Source organism: Phycicoccus sp. Root563 (assembly GCF_001427915.1).
GTDB lineage: Bacteria > Actinomycetota > Actinomycetes > Actinomycetales > Dermatophilaceae > Pedococcus.
Map to the genome: position 1 here is coordinate 2,406,659 of NZ_LMGM01000001.1, position 21,954 is coordinate 2,428,612.

A 21,954-nucleotide genomic window follows, 5' to 3' on the forward strand; every position below is an offset into this window, starting at 1 on the left:
GCGGATGGACAGGCCAAGCGCCCCCCGCAGTGCCGACCGTCGGCGAGCCCCGCTGCATACCTAGATGTCCAGGAAGCGGACGTCGCGGGCGTTGCGCTGGATGAAGCCACGACGGCTCTCGACGTCCTCACCCATGAGGATCGCGAAGATCTCGTCGGCCGCGGCCGCGTCGTCGAGCGTGACCTGCAGCAGCACGCGGTGGTCAGGATCCATCGTGGTCTCCCACAGCTCCTGGTAGTCCATCTCGCCCAGACCCTTGTAGCGCTGGATGCCCGCGTCCTTCGGCAGGCGCCACCCCTGGGACTGCCCGGCCTTGAGCATGGCGTCACGCTCACGGTCGGAGTAGGAGAACTCGTGCGCGTGGTTGCTCCACTTGAGGCGGTACAGCGGCGGCTGCGCGAGGTAGACGTAGCCCTCCTCGATCAGCGGACGCATGAACCGGAAGAGCAGCGTCAGCAGCAGGGTCCGGATGTGCAGGCCGTCGACGTCGGCATCGGCCATCAGCACGATCTTGTGGTAGCGCGCCTTGGTCTTGTCGAAGTCCTCGCCGATGCCGGTGCCGAACGCCGAGATCAGCGCCTGGACCTCGTTGTTGGCGAGCACCTTGTCGATGCGGGCCTTCTCGACGTTGAGGATCTTGCCTCGGATCGGGAGGATCGCCTGGTTGTGCGGGTTGCGACCGCGCACGGCCGAGCCGCCGGCCGAGTCACCCTCGACGATGAAGACCTCGGAGATCGAGGGGTCCTTGCTCTGGCAGTCGCGCAGCTTGCCGGGCAGGCCGCCGGACTCGAGCAGGCCCTTGCGCCGGGTCGCCTCGCGCGCTTTGCGGGCGGCCATGCGGGCGGCGGCGGCCTGGATCGACTTGCGGACGATGTCCTTGCCCTCGGTCGGGTGCGCCTCGAGCCAGTGGCCGAACTCATCGGTCATGGCCCGCTGGACGAACCCCTTGACCTCGGAGTTGCCGAGCTTGGTCTTGGTCTGGCCCTCGAACTGCGGCTCGCCGAGCTTGACCGACACGACGGCGGTGAGGCCCTCGCGGATGTCGTCGCCGGTGAGGTTGTCGTCCTTGTCCTTGAGCAGGTTCTGCTTGCGCGCGAAGTCGTTGATGAGCTTGGTCATCGCCGCGCGGAAGCCCTCCTCGTGGGTGCCGCCCTCGTGGGTGTTGATGGTGTTGGCGTAGGTGTGCACCGACTCGGAGTACGCCGTCGTCCACTGCATCGCGAGCTCGAGCGACAGCTGCCGCTCGGTGTCCTCGGACTCGATCGAGATGATCTCGTTGTGGACCGGCTCGGACTTCTTGGACGAGACCAGGTGCGTGACGTAGTCGACCAGGCCGTTGTCGTACTTGTAGCTGACCTTGCGCGGCTTCTTCTCCGTCACGTCGACCACATCGGCCTCGTCGGCGTCGACCGCCGCCTCCGGGACCCGCTCGTCGACCAGGTTGATGGTCAGGCCCTTGTTGAGGAACGCCATCTGCTGGAAGCGCGCGCGGATCGTCTCGAAGTCGTACGTCGTCGTCTCGAAGATGTCGCCGTCGGCCCAGTAGGTGATGGTGGTGCCGGTGCGGTCCGACGCCTCCATCTTCTCCAGGGGGGCCGTGGCCTCACCGTGGTCGAAGGAGACCCGGAAGACGTGGCCGAGCTGGTGCACCTCGGCGTCGAGGCGGGTCGACAGCGCGTTGACCACGGAGGAGCCGACGCCGTGCAGGCCGCCGGACACCTTGTAGCCACCGCCGCCGAACTTGCCGCCGGCGTGCAGCTGCGTCAGGACGAGCTCGACCGTGGACATGCCGTACTGGTCGTTGTTGCCCGTCGGGATGCCGCGGCCGTTGTCGACGACGCGCACCCCGCCGTCGGCGAGCAGCGTGACGTCGATGGTGTCGGCGTAGCCGGCCAGCGCCTCGTCCACGGCGTTGTCGACGATCTCCCACACCAGGTGGTGCAGTCCCCGCTCACCGGTCGAGCCGATGTACATGCCGGGACGCTTGCGCACCGCCTCGAGGCCCTCGAGGACCGTGATCGCGCTGGCGTCGTAGTCGGCGCCGGCGGGCACCCCGGCGAGCTCTGCCTCGGCCGCGAGTCGGGCCGCCTCGGCCTGCGCTGCGGTGAGGTTCTCGCTGGGGTCCGAGTTGGGCGTGGCTCCCGGTGCGTCGTTCGGGGTGGTGCTCGGCGTGCTCTCGTGTGGCGTCTGGTCAGACTCGGACACGGTGCTCCTTCTCCGGTGGGGCAGCGCGCTCGGGGGTCGCCCCGGCGCGTCGCTGCTCCCTGCTCATGGCACGCGGCCGTTCTGGTGGAGACCAGCCGGCCGCGATTTCACCCCCCAGTCTACCTGTCAGGGTGGTCGCACAGGGCGTCAGGAGGCCCGTGAGCCACGATTTGAACCAAAAAAGGGCCCGGTTTGGAGTCCCGGTACGTCACCCCGTCCTCCAGAGCCAGATTTCGGGATTTCCGGCGTCCGCGAGCGGCTCGTGTGGGGCCCGTTCCGCAGGAGCACCGCCGGTATGGCCCGTCTGGGCCATTTTCCCCCATTCGGCCCTCGCGACAGGCAGCCGCCCACCTATCTTCTCGGCCATGCGGGGGAGACGTGTGCCAAGGGCCTGACCGGGTCCGTCGTGCTGGTCGTGGCGGCCCTCGGGCTGTCCGGGTGTGGATCGGGGGTCGGTCTCTCGTCGGCCACCCTGACCACACCACCACCGATCCCCGGCGAGATCACCCAGACGGCGACCCGCACGGCGGTGCCTTCGCCGAGCACCTCCACCTCGCTCGCCGGCACCTCCACGCCGAGCACCTCCGCCTCGGCCGCCGGCACCTCCACGCCGAGGACCACCAGGTCGGCGAGCGCGAAGCCGGCAGCCTCGTCCACGACCGCCCTCCGCGGCGACGAGCAGCGCGTGACCGTCAAGCCCGCCGGCATCAGCTTCGCCGCCCCGATCGAGCTCGGCCGCGTCGACGCGGACGCCATGCTGACCCAGAACGCGCAGGCGCCGGCCATGAAGGCGCTGGCCGCTCGACTCGGCGTCGGGACGACCGAGCTCAAGGACGGCCTGCTGCGTCAGACGGACACCATCCTGGTCGGTACGACGGTCGTCGTCGTGATGCACCTGCCGTACCAGGAGATCCCTGCGGACGACCTCCTGCGGCGCCAGCTGGAGTTCGGCTCGGGCGGCACGGTGACGAAGATCCGGCACGTGACGACGAAGGCCGGACCGGCCGTGCGCGCCAGCTACGTGATCACGTCGGGGACGAAGACCGTTGCCGGCGACGCGCTCATGGTCCGCACCGCGGACGGGATCGCCAACGTCTCGACGACGGCAGCCAGCGCCTCGCGCAGCGCGGCGGTCATGACCCGGATCATCCGGACGATTCAGGCCACCCGCTGACACCGCGACCTCGTCAGCCCTGACCGGTCAGTCGCCGAGGGTGCGACGGAACAGCTCACGCACCGGATCCGGTATGCCGTGCTCGGGCAACGTGACCTCGTCACCGTCCGGTGGGCAGGCCACGTGGTAGGTGAACGCGTCGGGGATGGTGCGCCCGCCCGGGCTCGCGGCCAGAGCGTGCAACCCGTCTTCCGCGAGCAGGCTGCGCCACTGGCTCGCATCGGGTTCGGGGAGCTCGGACAGCGCCACGGTGCGGGCCTGGCGCATCCCCGCGAGACCCCCGGTGCGCCGCACCTGGACGAGCTCGGCCGGCGCGGGAGCGGGGGAGGGGACGGTGGGGGACGGCACGGTGGGGGACGGCACGGCCGGACCCTGGCCGGCGGTGACCGCGACCCCGACCTCGGCCCAGGCCTGCTCGACCGCCGTCGCCTGGCTGGACCCTGCGCCATACCTCGTGGTGGCGGCGGCCACGGTGAGGCGGGCGAAGGTGGCGAAGTCGCAGTCGGCGGCGATCCCGTCGCCGGTCAGGGTGTCGAACCAGATCTGGCCGGGTGCCTCCCAGGCGTTCCCGCCGATGGCGGTCGCCGCCAGGTAGAACGCGTGGTTGGGGATGCCGGAGTTGGTGTGGACCCCGCCGTTGTCGTCGGTGGTCTCGACGTAACCGGCCATCGTGGCCGGCTGCGGGTCCTTGCCCAGCCGCGGGTCGTCGTACGCGGTGCCCGGCGCCTTCATCGAACGCAGCGCCACCCCCTTGATGTCCGCCGTGAACAGACCCGCCCCGATGAGCCAGTCGGCCTGTTCTGCGGACTGTCCGAGGGCGCGCTGGCGCACCAGTGACCCGAACACGTCGGACACGCTCTCGTTCAGCGCCCCCGACTGGCCCTGGTAGGTCAGTCCCGCGGTCAGCTCGGTCACGCCGTGGGTCAGCTCGTGGCCGATGACGTCGACACTGACGGTGAACCGGTTGAAGACCTCGCCGTCGCCATCGCCGAACACCATCTGCGTGCCGTCCCAGAACGCGTTGTCGTAGTCGTTGCCGTAGTGCACCGTCGCGAGCAGCGGCAGCCCCTTGCCGTCGAGCGAGTCCCGGTCGTAGGCCTGCGAGTAGAGCGACCAGGTCTGGCCCAGGCCGTCGTAGGCCTCGTCGGCAGCGGGGTCGCCGGTGGCCGGCTCGCCCTCACGGCGAACCGTCGTGCCGGGAAGGGTCTCGGCCCCCTTGGCGTCACCGACGACGCGCTGCGGTCCGGACCCGTCGTCGGGGGCAGGACCGGTGGCTGACGGGGACGTCGTGGTGCCACCGGCAGCCCGGGTCGGGGAAGCGGCGGTGGGGCGTCCCTCACGGCGCGAACGGTGCTCGACGTCGCGGCGCAGGGTGTGCTCGGCCGACGCCGCAGCGTGGCCGTCGGCGGCGGCGAGCGCCTGCAGGAGGTACGGCGGGACGATCCCGCAGCGTGCTGATCCGGACATTTCGTTCATGGGTCCATGGTGCGCGGCCCCACCGACAACCGCCAGAGGTCGGCGGCGCCCGTCGCCATGCCGTCCGCCGTCGGGGACGGGTTCAGGCGGCGATGGTCGTCGAGTGTGCGAGGGCCTCCACGACGACGCGGCGCCAGCTCAGCCGGTTCAGGTCGGTGCGGCAGTGGGCGCCCCCGCACTCGCACGTCCAGGTCCAGGTGCCGCGGGCCTTGCTCACGACGGGGTGGTGGTGCGCGGTGTCGAGGTGACGTTGGCTTCGCATCACGATCTCCTGGGTGTCCGGGCCCCGGCGCTTCCGGGTGGCTCCACCCTCGCCCCGAACGGCTGGCCGCTCCGTGGCCCGGCAGACGGAGCGGGTGTCGTCGTGCTGACACACGCCGAACCGCCGTGCCGGTTCAGAACCGGATGACCTGCCGTACGGCGCGTGCCGCCGCAAGCTCCTCCATCGCCTCGTTCACCTGGTCCAGCTCGATGGTCGAGGAGACGAGCGCCTCCACGGGCAGCCGTCCCTCGCGCCACCACTGGGCGAACACGGGGACGTCGCGGCGGGGGACGGCCGAGCCCAGGTAGCTGCCGATGACGGTCCGGGCCTCGGCGACGAGCTGCAGCGGCGAGATGCTGGCCCGGGCGTCGGGGTGGGGCAGCCCCACGGTGACGGTGCGGCCCCCGGGGGAGGTCGCAGCCAGCGCCGCCTCGAACGCCCTCGCGTTCCCGGCTGCCTCGACCACCACGTCGCCGCGGACGTCTCCTGCCCCCAGCTCCGCCGGGTCGAGCACCCGGGTCGCCCCCAGGTCGAGGGCCTGGGCGCGCTTGGCCGCGACCCCGTCGACGGCGATGACCTCGCCGGCGCCGAGGGCCACGGCGGTGAGCAGGGCCGCCATACCGACCCCGCCCAGGCCGACCACGAGGACGGACTGCCCGGGCTCGGGGGGCGCGGCGTTGAGCAGCGCACCCCCGCCGGTGAGCACGGCGCAGCCCAGCACCGCGGCGACGTCGGGCGGGACGTCGTCCTCGACCGGCACCACGGAGCGGGTGTCGACGACGGCGTGGGTGGCGAACGCGGAGACCCCGAGGTGGTGGTGCACCGGGGCGCCGTCGCGCGAGAGGCGACGCCCGCCACCCAGCAGCTCACCGGCGCCGTTGCTCACCGAACCGGGACCGCACGGCATCCGGCCACCGGTCGCGCACCCCGGGCACGCCCCGCACCGGGGCAGGAACGTCATGACCACGCGCTGCCCCACGACCAGGTCGTCCACACCGGCCCCGACCGTGACAACTCGTCCCGCCCCCTCGTGACCGAGCAGCATCGGGACGGGGCGGGACCGGTTGCCGTCGACGACGGACAGGTCGGAGTGGCAGACCCCCGCGGCCTCCATCCGCACCAGCACCTCGCCCGGGCCCGGTCCGTCGAGGTCGAGCTCTCCGACCGTCAGGGGCCGGGTCTGCGCCCAGGGGCCGGCCCGGCCGACCTCCTCGAGGACCGCACCGGTGATCCTCACGCCCGCGCCAGGACTGCGTCGTCGAGCAGGTCGCGCACCACGGCCGGGATGGGGACGCTCGAGCGGGTCGTGCGGTCGATGTACACGTGGACCCAGTGCCCCAGGGCTGCCAGCTCGTCCGACCCGGCGTCGAACAGGCCCAGGGCGTAGGTGATGCTGCTGCGCCCCATCCGCTCGACCCGCACGCCGACATCGAGGGGTCGGGGGTACTCCAGCTCACGGAAGTACCGGCAGCCGGACTCGGCGACGACCCCGAGCTCGGGCAGCGCCATCACGTCGATCCGGGCACCCGCGATCAGCCAGCCGTTGATGGCGGAGTCGAACAGCTCGTAGTAGACGGCGTTGTTGAGGTGGCCGTACATGTCGTTGTCGGACCACCGGGTCGTCGCCGTGACCACGTGGTCGAAGTGCGCCCGGGTCAGGGAGCGCGGGTCCGGCCTCGATCCCGAGCCGTCGGTGGCAGTGCGGTCAGCGTCGGCCGTCATGGCTCGATCCTAGGCAGGCACGGCCCGGGCGACCTGCCCGGCGGCCTCAGCCGTAGGTGTCGCGGGGCCCGGGTCCGGTGCTGCGCCGGGGACCCTTGGACCACGAGGGTGCGCTGGGACCGACGATCTTCAGCGCCGCGACGGTGCCCTTGCCGACCTCCCCCTCGAGCCGGCCCATGATCGCCGACTCGAGCAGCTTGAGCTGCGTCGTCCAGGCGGTGGAGTCGGCCCGGACGGTGAGCACCCCGAGCTCGAACGTCACGGGCACGCAGTGCTGGGCGACCTCCTCCCCGACGATCTGCGGCCACCGGCCCATGACCGAACCCACCGCGACGTCGACCTTCCAGCCGCGGTCGGACAGCAGCCGGTCCATCTGGTCGCCGAGCAGCAGGGGGTCGCGACCGTCGCGCGGCGTCCTGCTGGGGACCCCGGGCTGGCGTCGGCGCATCGGCTTGAGCCCCGGCCGAAGTCCCTTGTCCCGGGCGGCTGCCCGCGCGCGCTGGAGGGCGGCACTCGCCGCGTCCTCTACCGACCCCGCCGCCTCACCGGAAGCTGTGGGCTCGCTGGGCTCGGTGGGCAGGCCGGGCTGGGCAGGCTCTGACGGAGCCGCGTCCGTGTCGCCTGCGGCCGAGGTCTGCAGCAGGGGCTCGGGGAGGTCCTCGCCGGGGTCCTCACTCACGCAGGCTCACCTCACCCAGCCTCACGGCATACGTCCGGCCGGTCAACGTGCTCGGCACGTCGGCGTCCACGGCCGCGGTGATGAGCACCTGCTCGCAGTCGGCCACCATCGCGGCCAGCCGCTCGCGGCGGCCGGAGTCCAGCTCGGCGAACACGTCGTCGAGGATGAGGACCGGGTCGTCGCCGAGGTCGTGCCGCAGCAGCTGGTATGCCGCCAGCTTCAGTCCCAGCGCGAACGACCAGCTCTCGCCGTGGCTGGCGTAGCCCTTGGCGGGGAGATCGCCGAGGGACAGGACCAGGTCGTCCCGGTGCGGGCCGGCCAGGGACATGCCGCGTTCGACCTCGCGCTCACGCAGCTCGCCCAGGGTCTCGAGGATCTCGGTGCGGAGCTGGTCGATCTCGGGCACCTCGCCCGCCGCGAGGGACGCGGAGGCGGCCTCACGCAGGGAGCTCTTGTAGGAGACGCGGGCGTCGGACTGGCCGGCGCTCACCTCGTCGTAGGCCTTCGTGAGGTAGGGGCCGAGGTCGCGCAGCAGGCGCAGCCGGGCGTACAGCAGCTGCGACCCGACGGTTGCGAGGTGCTCGTTCCAGATGTCGAGGGTGTGCAGCGCCGAGGCGCGCGCGTCCTCGACGGGTTCGTCGGTGGGCCGCGGCGGCGGCCGGCGCTGTCCTCGGCGCAGCACCGGGGCGGCCGACTTCAGCAGGGCGTTGCGCTGCTTGAGGATCTTGTCGTAGTCGGCGCGGACGCTGGCCCAGCGTGGCTGCCGGGCCACGAGCAGGTCGTCGAGGAACTTGCGCCGCTCGCTCGGGTCGCCCTTGACCAGGGCCAGGTCCTCCGGCGCGAAGAGCACGGTCCGCAGGGTGCCGAGCACGTCGCGCGGCCGCCCTGCCGGGGAGCGGCCGAGGCGGGCCCGGTTGGCTCGCCCGGGGTTGAGCTCGAGCTCGACCATGGTCTCCCGACCGTCCCGCACGACGGCCCCCCGGATGACGGCCTGCTCCGCCCCGAACCGCACCAGCGGCTGGTCGGTCGCCACCCGGTGGCTCGACAGGGTCGCGAGGTAGCCGATCGCCTCGACCAGGTTCGTCTTGCCCTGGCCGTTGAGGCCGACCAGCGTCGTCACCCCGGGCTCGAGCGGCAGCTCGGCCGTGACGTAGCTGCGGAAGTCGGAGACGGTCAGGTGACGGACGTGCACGATCGACCGATCAGGTGCTCGACGGATGGGTGGACGGGCGGACGGGTCCGCCGACAGGCGCCATACCCCGGGGGTGGGTCAGCTCGACTTCTTCGCTGCGCGCTTGCGGGTCGGGCTGGTCGCGCCGGTGCCGGACGACGGGCCCGCGGCCGCGGCCTTGCGGCCCTTGGCAGCAGCCTTGGCCGCGCTCTTGGTGGGCTTCTCGTGGGCGGCAGCCTTGGCGGCGACGGCCTTCTCGTGCTTGGGAGCACCGTCGGCGCGCAGCTTCTCGCCCTCGGCGACCGACATGACCTGGTGGCCACCGAACCCGCCACGCAGAGCGGCGACGGCCTGCATCGTCGGCGACTCCTGCTGGCGCGAGGCGAACCGCGAGAACAACGACGCCGAGATGACGGGCATGGGCACCGAGTTGGCGATGGCCTCCTCGACGGTCCAGCGACCCTCGCCCGAGTCGACGGTGTACCCGGAGACGTCCTCGAGGTGCGGGTTCTTCTCCAGCGCGTCGACGAGCAGGTCGAGCAGCCAGGAACGGACGACCGTCCCGCGGGTCCAGGCCTTGAAGGCACCGGGGACGTCGGTGACGATGTCCTTGGCCTCGAGCAGCTCGTAGCCCTCGGCATAGGCGGCCATCAGGCCGTACTCGATGCCGTTGTGGACCATCTTCGTGTAGTGCCCGGCGCCGACCTTGCCGGCGTGGACGAAGCCCTCTTCGCGCGGGCCCTCGGGGCGCAGCGCGTCAAAGATCGGCATGGCCTTCTTCACATTGGCCGCGGTGCCGCCGACCATGAGGCCGTAGCCGTTCTCCAGGCCCCAGATGCCACCGCTGACACCGCAGTCGACGTAGCCGATGCCCTTGGACTTGAGCAGCTTCTCGTTCTCGAAGTCGTCGGTGAAGCGGCTGTTGCCACCGTCGATGACCATGTCGCCCTTGTCGAGCAGGTCACCGAGCTTGGCGACGGTCTCCCTGGTCGGCTCGCCGGCCGGGACCATCACCCACACGGTGCGGGGGGCGTCGAGCTTCTTGACGAGGGCCGCCAGCGTCTTCACGTCGGAGACAGCAGGGTTGTGGTCGAAGCCGACCACCTCGTGGCCCGCGCGGCGGATGCGCTCGCGCATGTTGCCGCCCATCTTGCCGAGGCCGATCAGACCGAGCTGCATGTGACGACGCCTTTCGTGTGGGGGCGGGGTCCGCGAAGGAGGACCTCCGTGGCGCACGGCATACCGCGCCGTGCGCCTAGGTCAGGCTACGCCCGGGTGAGCTCAGCTCGCGAAGCGGACGGGCATGAGGACGTACCGGTACGACGTGTCGGCCTCGCCGTCCAGCTCGTCCTGGCCCGAGAGCACCGCCGGGCGCGACGGCTGGGTGAACGACAACCGGGAGAACTCGGTGCCGACGGCGCCGAGGCCGTCGAGCAGGAACTGCGGGTTGAACGCGATCTCGATCTCGGGACCGGTCAGCGTCGACTCGACCGCCTCGGAGGCCTGGGCGTCGTCACCGGTGCCGGCCTCGATGGCGACCTGGCCGTCGGTGAACCGCAGCCGGACGGGGGTGTTGCGCTCGGCGACCAGGGCCACGCGCTTGACGGCCTCGACGAGGTCGGAGGTCTTGATGACCGCCTCGGTGTCGACGCTGGAGGGGAAGATCGACGTCACCTTGGGGTACTCGCCGTCCAGCAGGCGGGTGGTCGTCCGGCGCTGGCCGGCCTCGAAGCCCACCAGCCCGTCGCCCCCGGCGGACGAACCGAGCGCCACCTCGATCGAGCCGGAGGCACCGAGCGCCTTGGCCGTCTCGGAGAGCGTGCGGGCCGGCACCAGCGCGAGGTGCTGGGCGTCGGTGGCCTCGGGGTTCCAGGTCAGCTCACGCATGGCCAGCCGGTAGCGGTCGGTGGCGAGCAGCGTCATCTTGTCGCCGTCGATCTCGACGCGGACGCCGGTGAGGATCGGCAGCGTGTCGCCGCGGTCGGCAGCGATGGCGACCTGGCCGACGGCCTCGGTGAAGACCTTGCCGTCGATGTGGCCGCTGGCGGTGGGGGAGGTGGGCAGGGTCGGGTAGTCGTCGGCCGGCATCTGCATCAGGCTGAAGCGCGACGAACCACAGGTCACCGCGACCTTGTTGCCGTCGGTGGCGACGTCGACCGGCTTGGTCGGCAGGTTGCGCGAGATGTCGGCGAGCAACCGCCCCAGCACGAGGACGGTGCCGCTCTCCGCGACGTCCGCGGCGACGGTGATCTTGGCGGAGACCTCGTAGTCGAAGGCCGACAACGTGAGGGTGCCCTCGTCGTTCGCCTCGAGGAGGACCCCGGCCAGGACCGGGACCGGGGGACGGGCGGGGAGCCCTCGGGCCACCCAGATCACGGCGTCGGCGAGGACCTCACGTTCGACCCGGAACTTCACCGTCGCTACCTGCCCTTCACGTGCGGCCCCGCCGCCTAAACACCACGAATGTGATTGCGCACTGACCCTAGTGCTCGCGCTGCGGTCGGCCAACCCGGATGGAGGATTCGCCTTTCGTGTGATCTGCAGGGGGTCGGGGGCAGGATTGGTACTCGGGGCTGGATCTATGAGTTGAGGGATCTCGTCATCGTTGTAGGGGGTGTGCACTCTGTGGACGGGGCGCGTCGGCGCAGGTCAGCGGGCCGATCCCCCTGTGCACACCGCGTGGACGCCGCGCCGGACCGATGGGTCCGGGCTGTGGAGGCCGATCCCGCGCCCACAGCGTCTCCACACGACACTCCCGGGCTGTCCCCAGCTCCGCGGTGTGTCGTGCACCGGTTGTCCACAGGTTGTCCACCGGTGTGCAGAAGGATCAGCCGAACGGATGAGAGACAGGGGGCCGCCACACATACCCACAGACTTGTCCACAGGTGTGGACCACGGGGACTTGGCCGGGATTGTCTGCTTTCCCGTGCTCAAGGGCGGCGGGCCCGTGCTCCGGCGCTGCCGGGTGGCGTCACGTGTCGGGAGGATGAACGAGCACGCACAGCTGTGGAGAGTGCTGTGGACAACTGGGAACAGCCTGAGGACAAGCCGTGGATGACGGGGGTTCAGGACAGGACGAGACGGCGCGCGATCGTCACCATCGAGGCGAAGTAGGCGTCCTTGTCGGTGACCGTGTCGGCCCCGAGCTGCTCGAACAGCTCCGTCGACAGCGTTCCCATGATCAGGGACCAGGCGGCGAGGCCGGTCACGAGCGTGCGCGCGTCGACCCAGCTGCCCTCGAAGAACTCGCTGCGCACCATGGTTCCGACTGCTCGTTCGGCCAGATCCGTGGCCTCCCCTCCGTCCTCGCCCGTCGCCAGCTGCCCGGATCGGGTGGCGTCCGCGAGCAGCCGGACGAGGAGCAGCTGCACCCGGGTGCCGGGTTCGGTCGTACGCTCCGAGGGGGCGTCGTAGTCCGGGACCGGCGACCCGTACACCAGGGCGTACTCGTGCGGGTGGGCCAGGGCCCAGGTGCGCAGGCCGTGCGCGATCGCGTCCCAGCGTCCGCCGAGGTCGTCGTCCGGTATGGCGGCGTGCGCCTCCTCGACCGCGTCGCCGAGCGAGGTGTACGCGGCGACGATGAGCAGCGTGAGCAGGTCGTCCCGGTTGGCGACGTACCGGTAGAGCGCCGAGGACACCATGCCCAGGTCGCGCGCGACGGCCCGCAGCGACAGAGCGGCCGCGCCGTCCCGGGCGAGGTGGCGTCGGCCGGCTTCGAGGATCTCCTCCTCCATCGCGGCGCGGTTGCGGGCACGGATCCCCATGGGGGCGGACCCGGTGCGGGGGGCGTCATCGGTGGGCACCCGCCCATCCTGCCAGTTCAGTGAGCAGGTGTCACGAATGTGAGCAGTGCTCTTGACGAGGGGCCGTTCCCGGGTATCTACTTCGAGAAACAGAGAGCAGTGCTCACATTTGAGGATCAAGGAGCTGGTGGTCATGGCGAAGTACGTGGTGATGGGGGCTGGGGCGGTCGGGCAGAACACGGCCCGTGAGCTGGTGGCGGCAGGGCACGAGGTGAGGCTGGTGTCGCGGTCCGGGCGGGGTGCACACCTCCACGGGGTCGAGCCGGTCGCCGCCGACGCGACGGATGCTGACCGGGTCACCGAGCTGACCCGCGGGGCGGATGCCCTGGTCAACGCCCTCAACCCGCCGGACTACTCGACGTGGGACCGCGACTGGCCCCCGCTGGCGGCGTCCCTGCTCAGCGCGGCCGAGCGCACGGGTGCCGGGCTGGTCATCGTCGGGAACCTCTACGGCTACGGCCGGGTCGACGGGCCGATGACCGAGCAGACCCCGCTCGTGCCCAACGGGCACAAGGGTGCGCTGCGCGTGCGGATGTGGGAGGACGCCCTCGCCGCTCAGGCCGCGGGCCGGGTCCGCGTCACCGAGCTGCGGGCCTGCGACTACACCGGGCCGGGCATCGGCGGGCGGATGAGCATGCTCCAGGAGCTGGTCGTCGCCCCGGTGGTCCGTCGTCGGCCGGTGTGGCTGCTCGTGGGTGACCCCGACGCAGCCCACACCTGGACCGACGTCCGTGACACCGGCCGGCTCGCCGCGCTGCTCGCCCAGGACGACCGGGCCTGGGGACGGGCGTGGCACGTCCCCAGCGCACCGGCCCGCTCGATGCGTCAGGTCGCAGGTGAGGTCGCGGCCCTGGTGGGGCGCAGGACGCCGGCCGTGCGCGCCATACCGGCTCCCGTGGTGAAGGGGATGGGGCTCGCGGTGCCGTTCCTGCGCGAGCTGGCCGAGACCCGGCACCAGTTCGACCGCCCGTTCGTGCTCGACTCCTCCGAGACCGAGCGCGTCTTCGGTATGGCGCCCACACCGTGGGAGCAGACCCTCGCCGACACGGTGGCCTTCGTGCAGGACCCTGCTGCTGTTCCCGGCGCCGCCGGAAACGGGATCAGCGAGACTGCTGCTTGATCCGGTTGGTCAGCTCGGTGACCTGGTTGTAGATCGCCCGGCGCTCGGCCATGAGCTGGCGGATCTTCTTGTCGGCGTGCATGACCGTGGTGTGGTCGCGGCCGCCGAACTGCTGGCCGATCTTCGGCAGGGACAGGTCCGTCAGCTCGCGGCAGAGGTACATCGCGATCTGGCGGGCCGTCACGAGCACCCGCGAGCGGGACGTTCCGCACAGGTCCTCGATGGTGAGCCCGAAGTAGGCCGCTGTCTGGGCCATGATCGTCGCGCTCGTGATCTGCGACCCCTGCTCGTTGGGGATGAGGTCCTTGAGCACGATCTCGGCCAGGCCCATATCCACGCTCTGCCGGTTGAGGCTGGCGAACGCGGTGACGCGGATCAGGGCGCCCTCGAGCTCGCGGATGTTCGTCGAGATCCGGCTCGCGATGAACTCGAGCACCTCGTCGGGGGCGCTCATCCGCTCCTGGATGGCCTTCTTGCGCAGGATGGCGATGCGCGTCTCGAGGTCGGGGGGCTGGACGTCGGTGAGCAGGCCCCACTCGAACCGGCTCCGCATCCGCTCCTCGAACCCGGACAGCAGCTTGGGGGGCAGGTCGCTGGTGATGACGACCTGCTTGTTGGCGTTGTGCAGGGTGTTGAAGGTGTGGAAGAACTCCTCCTGCGTCTGCACCTTGCCCTGCAGGAACTGGATGTCGTCGATGAGCAGCACGTCGACGTCGCGGTAGCGGCGCTGGAAGTTGCTCGCCTTGTCGTCGCGGATGCTGTTGATGAAGTCGTTGGTGAACTCCTCGGAGTTCACGTAGCGCACCTTGACGTGTGGGTAGAGGTTGCGCGCGTAGTGCCCGATCGCGTGCAGCAGGTGGGTCTTGCCCAGCCCGGACTCGCCGTAGACGAACAGCGGGTTGTACGCCTTGGCCGGCGCCTCGGCGACGGCGACCGCTGCCGCGTGGGCGAACCGGTTGCTCGCCCCGATGACGAAGGTGTCGAAGGTGTACTTGGGGTTGAGCCGGGTCGCCGACTCGTCGGTGATGCTCGGGACCTCGTCGCGGGGACGCCGCTGCGCGGGCGCCGGTCCGGGGGCCTGGGCGGCCTGCTCGCCCGAGGGGTCCGGCCGCTCGTCGGGGTCGACCCGGTGCGCGGGCTGGTGCTGCGGCTCACGCTGGCTCGGGGCCCAGCCGTTGTTCTCGAGGTGGCCGACCTCCCGCGGGCTCTCGCCGTACCCCGCGTCGCGGAAGTTCGCCGGGGCCTCGCCGTACCCGCCGTAGGAGGCGGTACCGCCGCGCTGCTCACCACGCTGGTCGGGCAACCCGACGGTGTCCTCGACGTAGTGGTCCTCGTCGAGCGAGGGGTCGACGGTGACCGCGAGCTGCACCTGCGTGCCGAGCTGGGAGGACAGCGCACGGGTCACCGCGTCGCGGACCCGCTGCTCGACGACGTCCTTGGTGTAGTCGTTCGGCACCTTGACCAGGGCGGTCCCGTCGAGCAGGCCCGAGAGCCGGGCCAGTGCGAGGAACGCGCGCTCGCGGACGGGCAGACCGTCGGCGTCGAGGGAGGCGATGGTGTTCTGCCAGATCTGAGCAAAGTCCAGATCGGCCTCACTCACAGGTCCCACATCCCTTTCGACGGTGTCCGCGTTGCTGCCCTGTCGCAGGGTCATGGTGTCCGGTCCACACTGTGCCTCATCCACATGGTTATCCACAACCTGTGGGCAAGGACCGGGACGAGGACGGACGCTAACAACATCAGCCCCCGCGGAGCAAGCCACACTCCGGAAAATTTGCCTGTCCCGGGCAAATTCGGGGCAGAGTCTCGGCGTGTCCGCGTGGACGTCGCCCCCGGCGGTGTTAAAGCGGGGTGGTTCGTCCCGTGTGCCGCCCGCCGACGGGCTGGTTTGACCCTGCCGTTCACGCTCGCGTACCTTGGAGCAGGCCTGTCGGCCGTTTTCGCATGCCCGTGACACCCCGTGGTCGCTCCCTTCCAGGAGCCGGTCGCGGCGCGGGTTTCCGATTGCGGCCGCGTGCCGCCCACCAGCACTCAGCAGGCCAACCGGGCCTGACCAGTAACGGAGAAACCTCGTGAGCAAGCGTACTTTCCAGCCGAACAACCGTCGCCGGGCCAAGACCCACGGCTTCCGCCTGCGGATGCGCACCCGTGCGGGTCGCGCCATCCTGTCGGCTCGTCGCGCCAAGGGCCGCTCCGAGCTCTCCGCCTGAGGCAGTCCCTGTGCTGCCCGCAGGGCACCGGCTCCGCACGAGCTCGGAGTTCTCGGCAGCGCTCAGGGGCCCCAGGGGAGCCCGAGCAGGCTCCACGCTCATCGTGGTCCATGCAGGACAGACCGACGCGCGCGCGGGACAACCGCCGCGGGTCGGTTTTGTCGTCTCCAAGGCCGTCGGTGGCGCAGTGGTGCGCAACCGGACCAAGCGTCGGCTGCGGGCGCTGATGGCGGCCCGTCTCAGCGACGTCCCGGCCGGTACGGACCTCGTCGTTCGGGCGAATCCCGCTGCCGCGCAGGCGAATTCGGCGCAGCTCGGGGCCGAGCTGGACCGGGTCCTGCCGAAGGTCCTCGCTCGGGTGGGGTCGGGTCGACGATGAGGTCCGTCGGCAAGGTCGTCACGACTCCGCTGATCGGCCTGATCGTGCTCTACCAGCGGTTCGTCTCCCCGATGCGGCCCCCGACGTGCCGGTACTACCCCTCCTGCTCTGCCTACGCCGTCACCGCCCTCCAGCGATTCGGTCCCGTCAAGGGAACCTGGCTCGCCCTGAAGCGGTTGGGCAGGTGTCATCCCTGGACCGCCGGGGGTGTCGACCATGTGCCAGCCCAGTCAGCACGACCCGCCCAGCCCGCAGCCCAGCGGTAGGGCACCAGACCTGCCGGCCACGCGTCATACGCACTGCATGGTCGGAACCACTGGTGGGACGTCAGCCCGACGGCCCACCACCAGATTGAGGACACCATGAGCTTCAGTGATCTGATCTACCCGTTCGAATGGATCGTCGCGTGGATCCTGTACGGCTGGCACAGCCTGTTCGACACGATCGGGATCCCGCCGGACTCGGGCGCGGCGTGGGTGCTGTCGATCATCGGCCTCGTGGTGGTCATGCGGGCGGCGATGATCCCGCTGTTCGTCAAGCAGATCCACGCCTCCCGGCGGATGCAGCTCATCCAGCCCGAGATGCAGAAGATCCAGGCCAAGTACAAGGGCAAGACCGACCCGGACTCCCGTCAGGCGATGACGCAGGAGACGATGGACCTGTACAAGCGGACCGGGACCAACCCGTTCAGCTCGTGCCTGCCGATCCTGCTGCAGTCCCCGTTCTTCTTCGGCCTGTTCCGTGTCCTCAACGGCCTGCAGAAGATCGCCTCGGGCGAGACCCAGCCGATCGGTCCGATCAGCCGCACCCTGGCCGGTCAGGCGGAGCAGTCGACGCTCTTCGGTGCCCAGCTCTCCGACAAGTTCATCGGTGCGGACAGCCTGACCACGCAGATCGTCACCATCGTGCTCATCGTGCTGATGTCGGCCTCCACGTTCACCACCCAGCGTCAGCTGATGATGAAGAACATGCCGGCCTCAGCGCTGGACAACCCCTTCGCCAAGCAGCAGAAGATGCTGCTCTACCTGATGCCGTTGTTCTTCGCCATCTCCGGCGTCAACTTCCCCATCGGTGTCCTGCTCTACTGGCTCACCACCAACGTGTGGTCGATGTGCCAGCAGTTCTACGTCATCCGCAAGATGCCCGCCCCGGGTTCGCCGGCGGAGAAGGCCATGCAGGAGCGTCGGGCCAAGCGCGGCAAGCCGGTCGAGGAGTTCCGGGTCAAGGGACTCGACAAGCCCGAGGAAGAGGCTCGCAAGGCGTCCGGCCAGCGGCAGCAGCCGAGCCGGAACAAGAAGAAGAAGACGAGTGCCGCAGGCAAGCCGAAGCCGGCCACCGCGAGCTCGCCCGTGCAGGAATCCAAGCCGCAGACCGACAACTGAGAGCGATGACCATGACCGAGCACCACGACACCGTCGTCGACGAGACCAGCCAGGCCGGCCAGACCGAGGTCGCAGCGAGCACCGACGCGACCCCCGCGGGTGACGCCACCGACGCGCACGCCGCCGAGACGGACACCGTCAGCGCGCACTCCGAAGCCTCCGAGGCCGACACCGACTCCGACTCCGACGATGCCACCGACGCGACCGGTGCCCACGACGCAGGAGCCTCCGGCTCGACCTCCCGTCGTCGCCCCGCCAAGACCGCTGACCTCGAGCGGGAGGGCGAGGTGGCAGCCGACTTCCTCGAGACCCTGCTGGACATCGCCGACCTCGACGGCGACATCGACGTGGACGTCGATGGAGACCGTGCTGCCGTCTCCATCGTCGACTCCGACGAAGGGCGGGTGCCCCGCCGCCTGGTCGGACCGGACGGCAAGGTCCTCGACGCGCTGCAGGAGCTCACCAGGCTCGCGGTGCAGTCCGCGACCGGTGAGCGCAGCCGCCTCATGCTCGACGTGGCCGGCCACCGCGCCGAGCGACGAGCGGCGCTGGTGACCATCGCCCAGAAGGCCATCGCCGACGTCAAGGCGACGGGCCAGCAGGCGTCGCTGGAGCCGATGACCGCGTTCGAGCGCAAGGTGGTCCACGACGAGGTGCTCGCCGCCGGCCTGGTGTCGGAGTCGGACGGGGTCGAGCCTCGCCGTTTCGTCGTCGTGCTGCCGGGCTGACGCGGTTTCACGTGAAACAGCGCCGATAAGGCGCCGCCCGACGGGCGCAGGACCGGGACACCGGACCTGCGCCCGTCGCGCATTTTCCCCTCGCCGGACCCGGCCCCTACGCTGGTCGGCGCAGCCCGATCGATTCGACCCCGAGGTGACATGAGCGACCAGCCCGCCCCCAGAGACGCCGCCGAGGCTCCGCTCATCGCGCCCGCTGCACCCGCGGCGGCCGCGGTGGTCTTCGGGGACCGCCTCGCCGTGGCCGAGGCGTTCGCCGCGATCCTGGCCGACACCGGGGTGTCGCACGGCCTCATCGGTCCCCGTGAGGTCCCGATCCTGTGGGAGCGGCACATCCTCAACTGCGCCGTGGTGCACGAGGCCTTCCCTGAGGGCGCGGCGATCGTGGACGTGGGATCCGGGGCCGGGCTCCCCGGCCTGGCGCTGGCCATCGCGCGCCCTGACCTGCACCTGCACCTCGTCGAACCCATGCTGCGCCGCACGACCTGGCTGTCCGACACCATCGAGGCGCTCGGTCTGACCAACTGCACGGTCCACCGGGGCCGGGCCGAGGAGTTCCACGGAGTGCTGTCCGTCGAATGGGCCACGGCTCGAGCGGTGGCCAGGATCGACAAGCTGGCCCGGTGGACGTTCCCCCTCCTGGCTGCCGGTGGAACGCTCGTCGCCCTGAAGGGCAGCAGCGCCGACGACGAGCTGGAGGCGGCCGCACCCCTGCTCCGCAAGCTCGGCATGGTGGGATCGCAGGTGCAGCGCTACGGAGGCGACCTGCTGGAGGTTCCCACGGTCACGCTGGAGCTCGTCGTGAAGCCCCGCCCGGCGACCAAGGCGGAGGCTCGTCGTGTCAAGAAGGCGACGCGGCCGGGAACAGCCTCCCGACGCGACGCCTGAGCCCGCGCTGGACGCAACGGGACCAAGCGGTCAGACCGGACGAGCACCCGCGTGGCGAGGCGGGATCGGCGCGTTTGTGAGGCCACCCCCACGTAGGGTTGGATGATGCCCATGGCCAACGAGGTGACCGCGTGACGACAGCAGCGCTGCAGCTGAACCGGGGTCTGGGATGGCCCGGACGTCAGGCGGGCCCCAGCACCGCTGTGGGTTGGCCCAACGTCTCCGACGAGCAGGAGCAAGCCGTCGAGAGCCAGACCAGCGACGCAGTTGATGCTCCTGTTTCACGTGAAACAGACGACGCGACCCCGGCTGATGTCAAGGATGTCGGGGCGACAGGTCCTGTCCCTGCGGGTATGGCAGCCGATTCGTCGCCCGTGGCGACCGCGCCGGTTTCACGTGAAACCGGGTCCGCGTCGGAGTCGCCAGTCGCCGGTGCGCCCACGCCGTCGCACGTCGGGGACTCGGCCGCGGCCGAGGACGCCCTGGCGGCCGTCGTTTCACGTGAAACAGAGCAGCGGGAAGAGCTCGCCTCGTCCCTGCCGCACGGGGACCACGACACCCCGCTGGCGCGCGCTGTCGCCGAGGACGCCCGCAAGCGGATCGCCCTCACGGGGCGGGTCTTCCCGAAACCGCCGACCACCCGCGTGCTCACCGTCGCGAACCAGAAGGGCGGGGTCGGCAAGACGACCACGACGGTCAACGTCGCGGCTGCCCTGGCGCAGGCCGGGCTCACGGTGCTGGTCATCGACATCGACCCGCAGGGCAATGCCAGCACCGCGCTGGGCATCGACCACCACGCAGAGGTCCCGAGCATCTACGACGTGCTCGTCGAAGGAACGCCGATGATGGACGTGGTGCAGGAGTGCCCCGACATCCCGGGCCTGTGGTGCGCACCCGCCACGATCGACCTGGCGGGTGCCGAGATCGAGCTGGTCTCGCTCGTGGCGCGAGAGACCCGTCTCCAGCGCGCCATCACCGCCTACCTCCTGCAGGCGGAGTCGTCGGACCGTCCCACGCCGGACTACGTCCTCATCGACTGCCCGCCCAGCCTCGGTCTGCTCACGGTCAACGCCTTCGTCGCGGCCCAAGAGGTCTTCATCCCGATCCAGTGCGAGTACTACGCGCTCGAGGGTCTCTCCCAGCTGCTCAAGAACATCGAGCTGATCCGCAACCACCTGAACCCCACGCTGCACGTGTCGACCATCCTGCTCACCATGTATGACGGTCGGACGAGGCTTTCGGCCCAGGTGGCCGACGAGGTCCGCACCCACTTCCCCGAGCAGGTCCTGCGCAACACCGTGCCGCGGTCCGTGCGCATCTCCGAGGCGCCCAGCCACGGCCAGACCGTGATGACGTACGACCCGAACTCCAGTGGCGCGCTCTCGTACCTCGGCGCCGCCGCCGAGCTCGCCGACCGTGGGGCAGCCGGCCCCGTCCCCCCGCCCGCCCCCGCGCAGAACTGACAAGGAACCCCCCACATGAGCGAGAAGCGTCGCGCCCTCGGCCGGGGCCTGGGTGCCCTCATCCCCAACGCCCCGACCTCTCCGACCTCGAGCCGTCCGGTCGACGTGTTCTTCCAGGACCAGCGGCCGGCCACGACGGTGGACCGTGCGCAGGAGACCCCGGCAGGGGAGGAGACCCTCACGGAGGGCCCGGACGCGACGACCTCGGTCGAGGGCGGCGCCGCCGAACGGCGGACCGAGACCTCCGAGCGGCCCACGGCCGACGGGAGCGGGGACGGGGCAGGGTCCGAGGGGGCGGCTGACGGGGAGGGTGCCACCGCACCCCGGCAGGAGGCGGACGCCACGGACGCCTCGGTCGTGGACCGTACGGGCGGTCGTGGTCTCGCGCCGGTGCCGGGGGCGTCGTACGGCGACCTCCCGGTGGGGTCGATCCGGCCCAACCCGAAGCAGCCACGGTCGGTCTTCGACGAGGACGCCATGGCCGAGCTCGTCCACTCGATCAGCGAGATCGGGGTTCTCCAGCCGATCGTCGTGCGCCCCATTCCTGCAGGTCAGGGGCCTGATGACCTCGACAACGCGCCCGAGGGCGTCATCTACGAGCTCATCATGGGTGAGCGCCGCTGGCGGGCGTCGCAGGAGGCCGGCAAGAGCACCGTGCCGGCCATCGTCAAGGAGACCGACGACGACGACCTGCTCCGCGACGCGCTCCTGGAGAACCTCCACCGCAGCCAGCTCAACGCGTTGGAGGAGGCTGCGGCCTACCAGCAGCTCCTCGAGGACTTCGGCTGCACGCACGACGAGCTCGCCGGACGGATCGGCCGGTCCCGGCCCCAGATCTCCAACACCCTGCGCCTGCTCAAGCTGCCCCCGCTCGTCGCGCGCCGGGTGGCCGCCGGGGTGCTCTCGGCCGGGCACGCCCGGGCCCTCCTGTCGCTCGACGACGGTGCGGGTATGGAGCGCCTGGCCCAGCGGATCGTGGCCGAGGGGCTGTCGGTGCGCTCGGTCGAGGAGATCGTCGCCCTGGGCGGGGACCAGGAGAAGGCCAAGCCCCGTCGTCCCCGCGCAGGGAACCGCCACCCTCAGCTCGACGACCTCGCCGCCCGCCTGTCCGATCGGTTCGACACCCGCGTCAACATCGCCCTCGGCCAGCGCAAGGGCAAGCTCACCGTGGAGTTCGCGTCGGTGGAGGACCTCAACCGCATCGTCGACATGCTCGGCGTCGACCGGAGCGCCTGACTCCGCGACGCCCACACCCGGCAGGCCTCGGCGGCACGGCCGCTGGC

At 70.8% G+C, this 21,954-nt stretch carries 22 protein-coding genes; 10 read left to right on the forward strand and 12 right to left on the reverse strand.

Going from position 1 to position 21,954, the window contains the following annotated elements; genetic code table 11:
• Nucleotides 1-60 precede the first annotated feature (60 nt).
• Complete coding sequence (gene gyrB / locus ASD62_RS11490) at nt 61-2,052, reverse strand: DNA topoisomerase (ATP-hydrolyzing) subunit B (protein WP_056917335.1); 1,992 nt, start codon at nt 2,050-2,052, stop codon at nt 61-63.
• 504 nt (nt 2,053-2,556) lie between these two features.
• Nucleotides 2,557-2,862 (reverse strand): hypothetical protein, encoded by a 306-nt coding sequence (locus ASD62_RS20130; protein WP_157581442.1) that lies wholly within the window; start codon nt 2,860-2,862, stop codon nt 2,557-2,559.
• A 28-nt stretch (nt 2,863-2,890) separates the two neighbouring features.
• Between ASD62_RS20130 and ASD62_RS20135 the strand changes: the two genes are divergently transcribed.
• Nucleotides 2,891-3,379, forward strand: coding sequence for a hypothetical protein (locus tag ASD62_RS20135; RefSeq protein ID WP_157581443.1), 489 nt, complete (start codon nt 2,891-2,893; stop codon nt 3,377-3,379).
• A 27-nt stretch (nt 3,380-3,406) separates the two neighbouring features.
• Here ASD62_RS20135 and ASD62_RS11500 read toward each other — a convergent pair whose 3' ends face one another.
• The 9 genes from ASD62_RS11500 to ASD62_RS11540 form a co-directional block, all read right to left on the reverse strand.
• Entirely contained in the window at nt 3,407-4,855 is a 1,449-nt protein-coding gene (locus ASD62_RS11500) for a protealysin inhibitor emfourin (protein ID WP_082580743.1), read from the reverse strand.
• Between the two features lie 82 nt (nt 4,856-4,937).
• Entirely contained in the window at nt 4,938-5,117 is a 180-nt protein-coding gene (locus ASD62_RS20140) for a hypothetical protein (RefSeq protein WP_157581444.1), read from the reverse strand.
• Nucleotides 5,118-5,250: 133 nt separating this feature from the next.
• The gene (locus ASD62_RS11510) at nt 5,251-6,354 is read right to left on the reverse strand and encodes an alcohol dehydrogenase catalytic domain-containing protein (protein WP_056916081.1); all 1,104 of its coding nucleotides are present in this window, start codon (nt 6,352-6,354) and stop codon (nt 5,251-5,253) included.
• Nucleotides 6,351-6,839 carry a thioesterase family protein gene (locus tag ASD62_RS11515; RefSeq protein ID WP_082580745.1) on the reverse strand — a complete coding sequence of 163 codons (489 nt, stop codon included), beginning with the start codon at nt 6,837-6,839 and terminating at the stop codon, nt 6,351-6,353. The genes ASD62_RS11510 and ASD62_RS11515 overlap by 4 nt, the downstream gene beginning before the upstream one ends.
• A gap of 46 nt (nt 6,840-6,885) precedes the next feature.
• Nucleotides 6,886-7,518 carry a DUF721 domain-containing protein gene (locus ASD62_RS20145; protein ID WP_369796225.1) on the reverse strand — a complete coding sequence of 211 codons (633 nt, stop codon included), beginning with the start codon at nt 7,516-7,518 and terminating at the stop codon, nt 6,886-6,888.
• Nucleotides 7,511-8,710 (reverse strand): DNA replication/repair protein RecF, encoded by a 1,200-nt coding sequence (recF, locus tag ASD62_RS11525; RefSeq protein WP_056916082.1) that lies wholly within the window; start codon nt 8,708-8,710, stop codon nt 7,511-7,513. Before recF ends, ASD62_RS20145 begins: the two co-directional genes overlap by 8 nt.
• A 78-nt stretch (nt 8,711-8,788) precedes the next feature.
• Nucleotides 8,789-9,868, reverse strand: a complete 1,080-nt coding sequence (gene gnd / locus ASD62_RS11530; RefSeq protein WP_056916083.1) for a phosphogluconate dehydrogenase (NAD(+)-dependent, decarboxylating) — start codon at nt 9,866-9,868, stop codon at nt 8,789-8,791.
• Nucleotides 9,869-9,970: 102 nt separating this feature from the next.
• Complete coding sequence (gene dnaN / locus ASD62_RS11535) at nt 9,971-11,104, reverse strand: DNA polymerase III subunit beta (RefSeq protein WP_056916084.1); 1,134 nt, start codon at nt 11,102-11,104, stop codon at nt 9,971-9,973.
• A 650-nt stretch (nt 11,105-11,754) separates the two neighbouring features.
• On the reverse strand, nt 11,755-12,492 hold the full coding sequence (locus ASD62_RS11540; RefSeq protein WP_235530688.1) for a TetR/AcrR family transcriptional regulator: 738 nt from the start codon (nt 12,490-12,492) through the stop codon (nt 11,755-11,757).
• Nucleotides 12,493-12,625: 133 nt separating this feature from the next.
• On the opposite strand from ASD62_RS11540, the gene ASD62_RS11545 reads away from it, so the two are divergent.
• Nucleotides 12,626-13,612 carry an NAD-dependent epimerase/dehydratase family protein gene (locus ASD62_RS11545; RefSeq protein WP_056917339.1) on the forward strand — a complete coding sequence of 329 codons (987 nt, stop codon included), beginning with the start codon at nt 12,626-12,628 and terminating at the stop codon, nt 13,610-13,612.
• Here the strand turns inward: ASD62_RS11545 and dnaA are convergent.
• A complete protein-coding gene (dnaA, locus tag ASD62_RS11550; RefSeq protein ID WP_056916085.1) occupies nt 13,593-15,212 on the reverse strand; it encodes a chromosomal replication initiator protein DnaA in 1,620 nt (539 codons plus the stop codon). The two genes, ASD62_RS11545 and dnaA, sit on opposite strands and share 20 nt — an antisense overlap.
• Nucleotides 15,213-15,684: 472 nt before the next feature.
• Here dnaA and rpmH point away from each other — a divergent pair, with 472 nt between their 5' ends.
• The 8 genes from rpmH (at nt 15,685) to ASD62_RS11590 (ending at nt 21,907) form a co-directional block, all read left to right on the forward strand.
• Nucleotides 15,685-15,822, forward strand: coding sequence for a 50S ribosomal protein L34 (gene rpmH, locus ASD62_RS11555; protein WP_056882794.1), 138 nt, complete (start codon nt 15,685-15,687; stop codon nt 15,820-15,822).
• A gap of 10 nt (nt 15,823-15,832) precedes the next feature.
• Nucleotides 15,833-16,201, forward strand: a complete 369-nt coding sequence (gene rnpA, locus ASD62_RS11560; protein WP_056916086.1) for a ribonuclease P protein component — start codon at nt 15,833-15,835, stop codon at nt 16,199-16,201.
• Nucleotides 16,198-16,467: a membrane protein insertion efficiency factor YidD gene (yidD, locus tag ASD62_RS11565; RefSeq protein WP_056916087.1), complete on the forward strand. Its 270-nt coding sequence runs from the start codon at nt 16,198-16,200 to the stop codon at nt 16,465-16,467. The genes rnpA and yidD overlap by 4 nt, the downstream gene beginning before the upstream one ends.
• A gap of 96 nt (nt 16,468-16,563) precedes the next feature.
• On the forward strand, nt 16,564-17,583 hold the full coding sequence (gene yidC / locus ASD62_RS11570; protein ID WP_056916088.1) for a membrane protein insertase YidC: 1,020 nt from the start codon (nt 16,564-16,566) through the stop codon (nt 17,581-17,583).
• 11 nt (nt 17,584-17,594) lie between these two features.
• Nucleotides 17,595-18,311: a R3H domain-containing nucleic acid-binding protein gene (locus ASD62_RS20730; RefSeq protein ID WP_056917340.1), complete on the forward strand. Its 717-nt coding sequence runs from the start codon at nt 17,595-17,597 to the stop codon at nt 18,309-18,311.
• A 150-nt stretch (nt 18,312-18,461) separates the two neighbouring features.
• A complete protein-coding gene (rsmG, locus tag ASD62_RS11580; RefSeq protein ID WP_056916089.1) occupies nt 18,462-19,208 on the forward strand; it encodes a 16S rRNA (guanine(527)-N(7))-methyltransferase RsmG in 747 nt (248 codons plus the stop codon).
• 353 nt (nt 19,209-19,561) lie between these two features.
• A complete protein-coding gene (locus ASD62_RS11585; RefSeq protein WP_082580749.1) occupies nt 19,562-20,671 on the forward strand; it encodes a ParA family protein in 1,110 nt (369 codons plus the stop codon).
• A gap of 15 nt (nt 20,672-20,686) precedes the next feature.
• Nucleotides 20,687-21,907 carry a ParB/RepB/Spo0J family partition protein gene (locus ASD62_RS11590; protein WP_056916090.1) on the forward strand — a complete coding sequence of 407 codons (1,221 nt, stop codon included), beginning with the start codon at nt 20,687-20,689 and terminating at the stop codon, nt 21,905-21,907.
• Nucleotides 21,908-21,954: the final 47 nt, after the last annotated feature.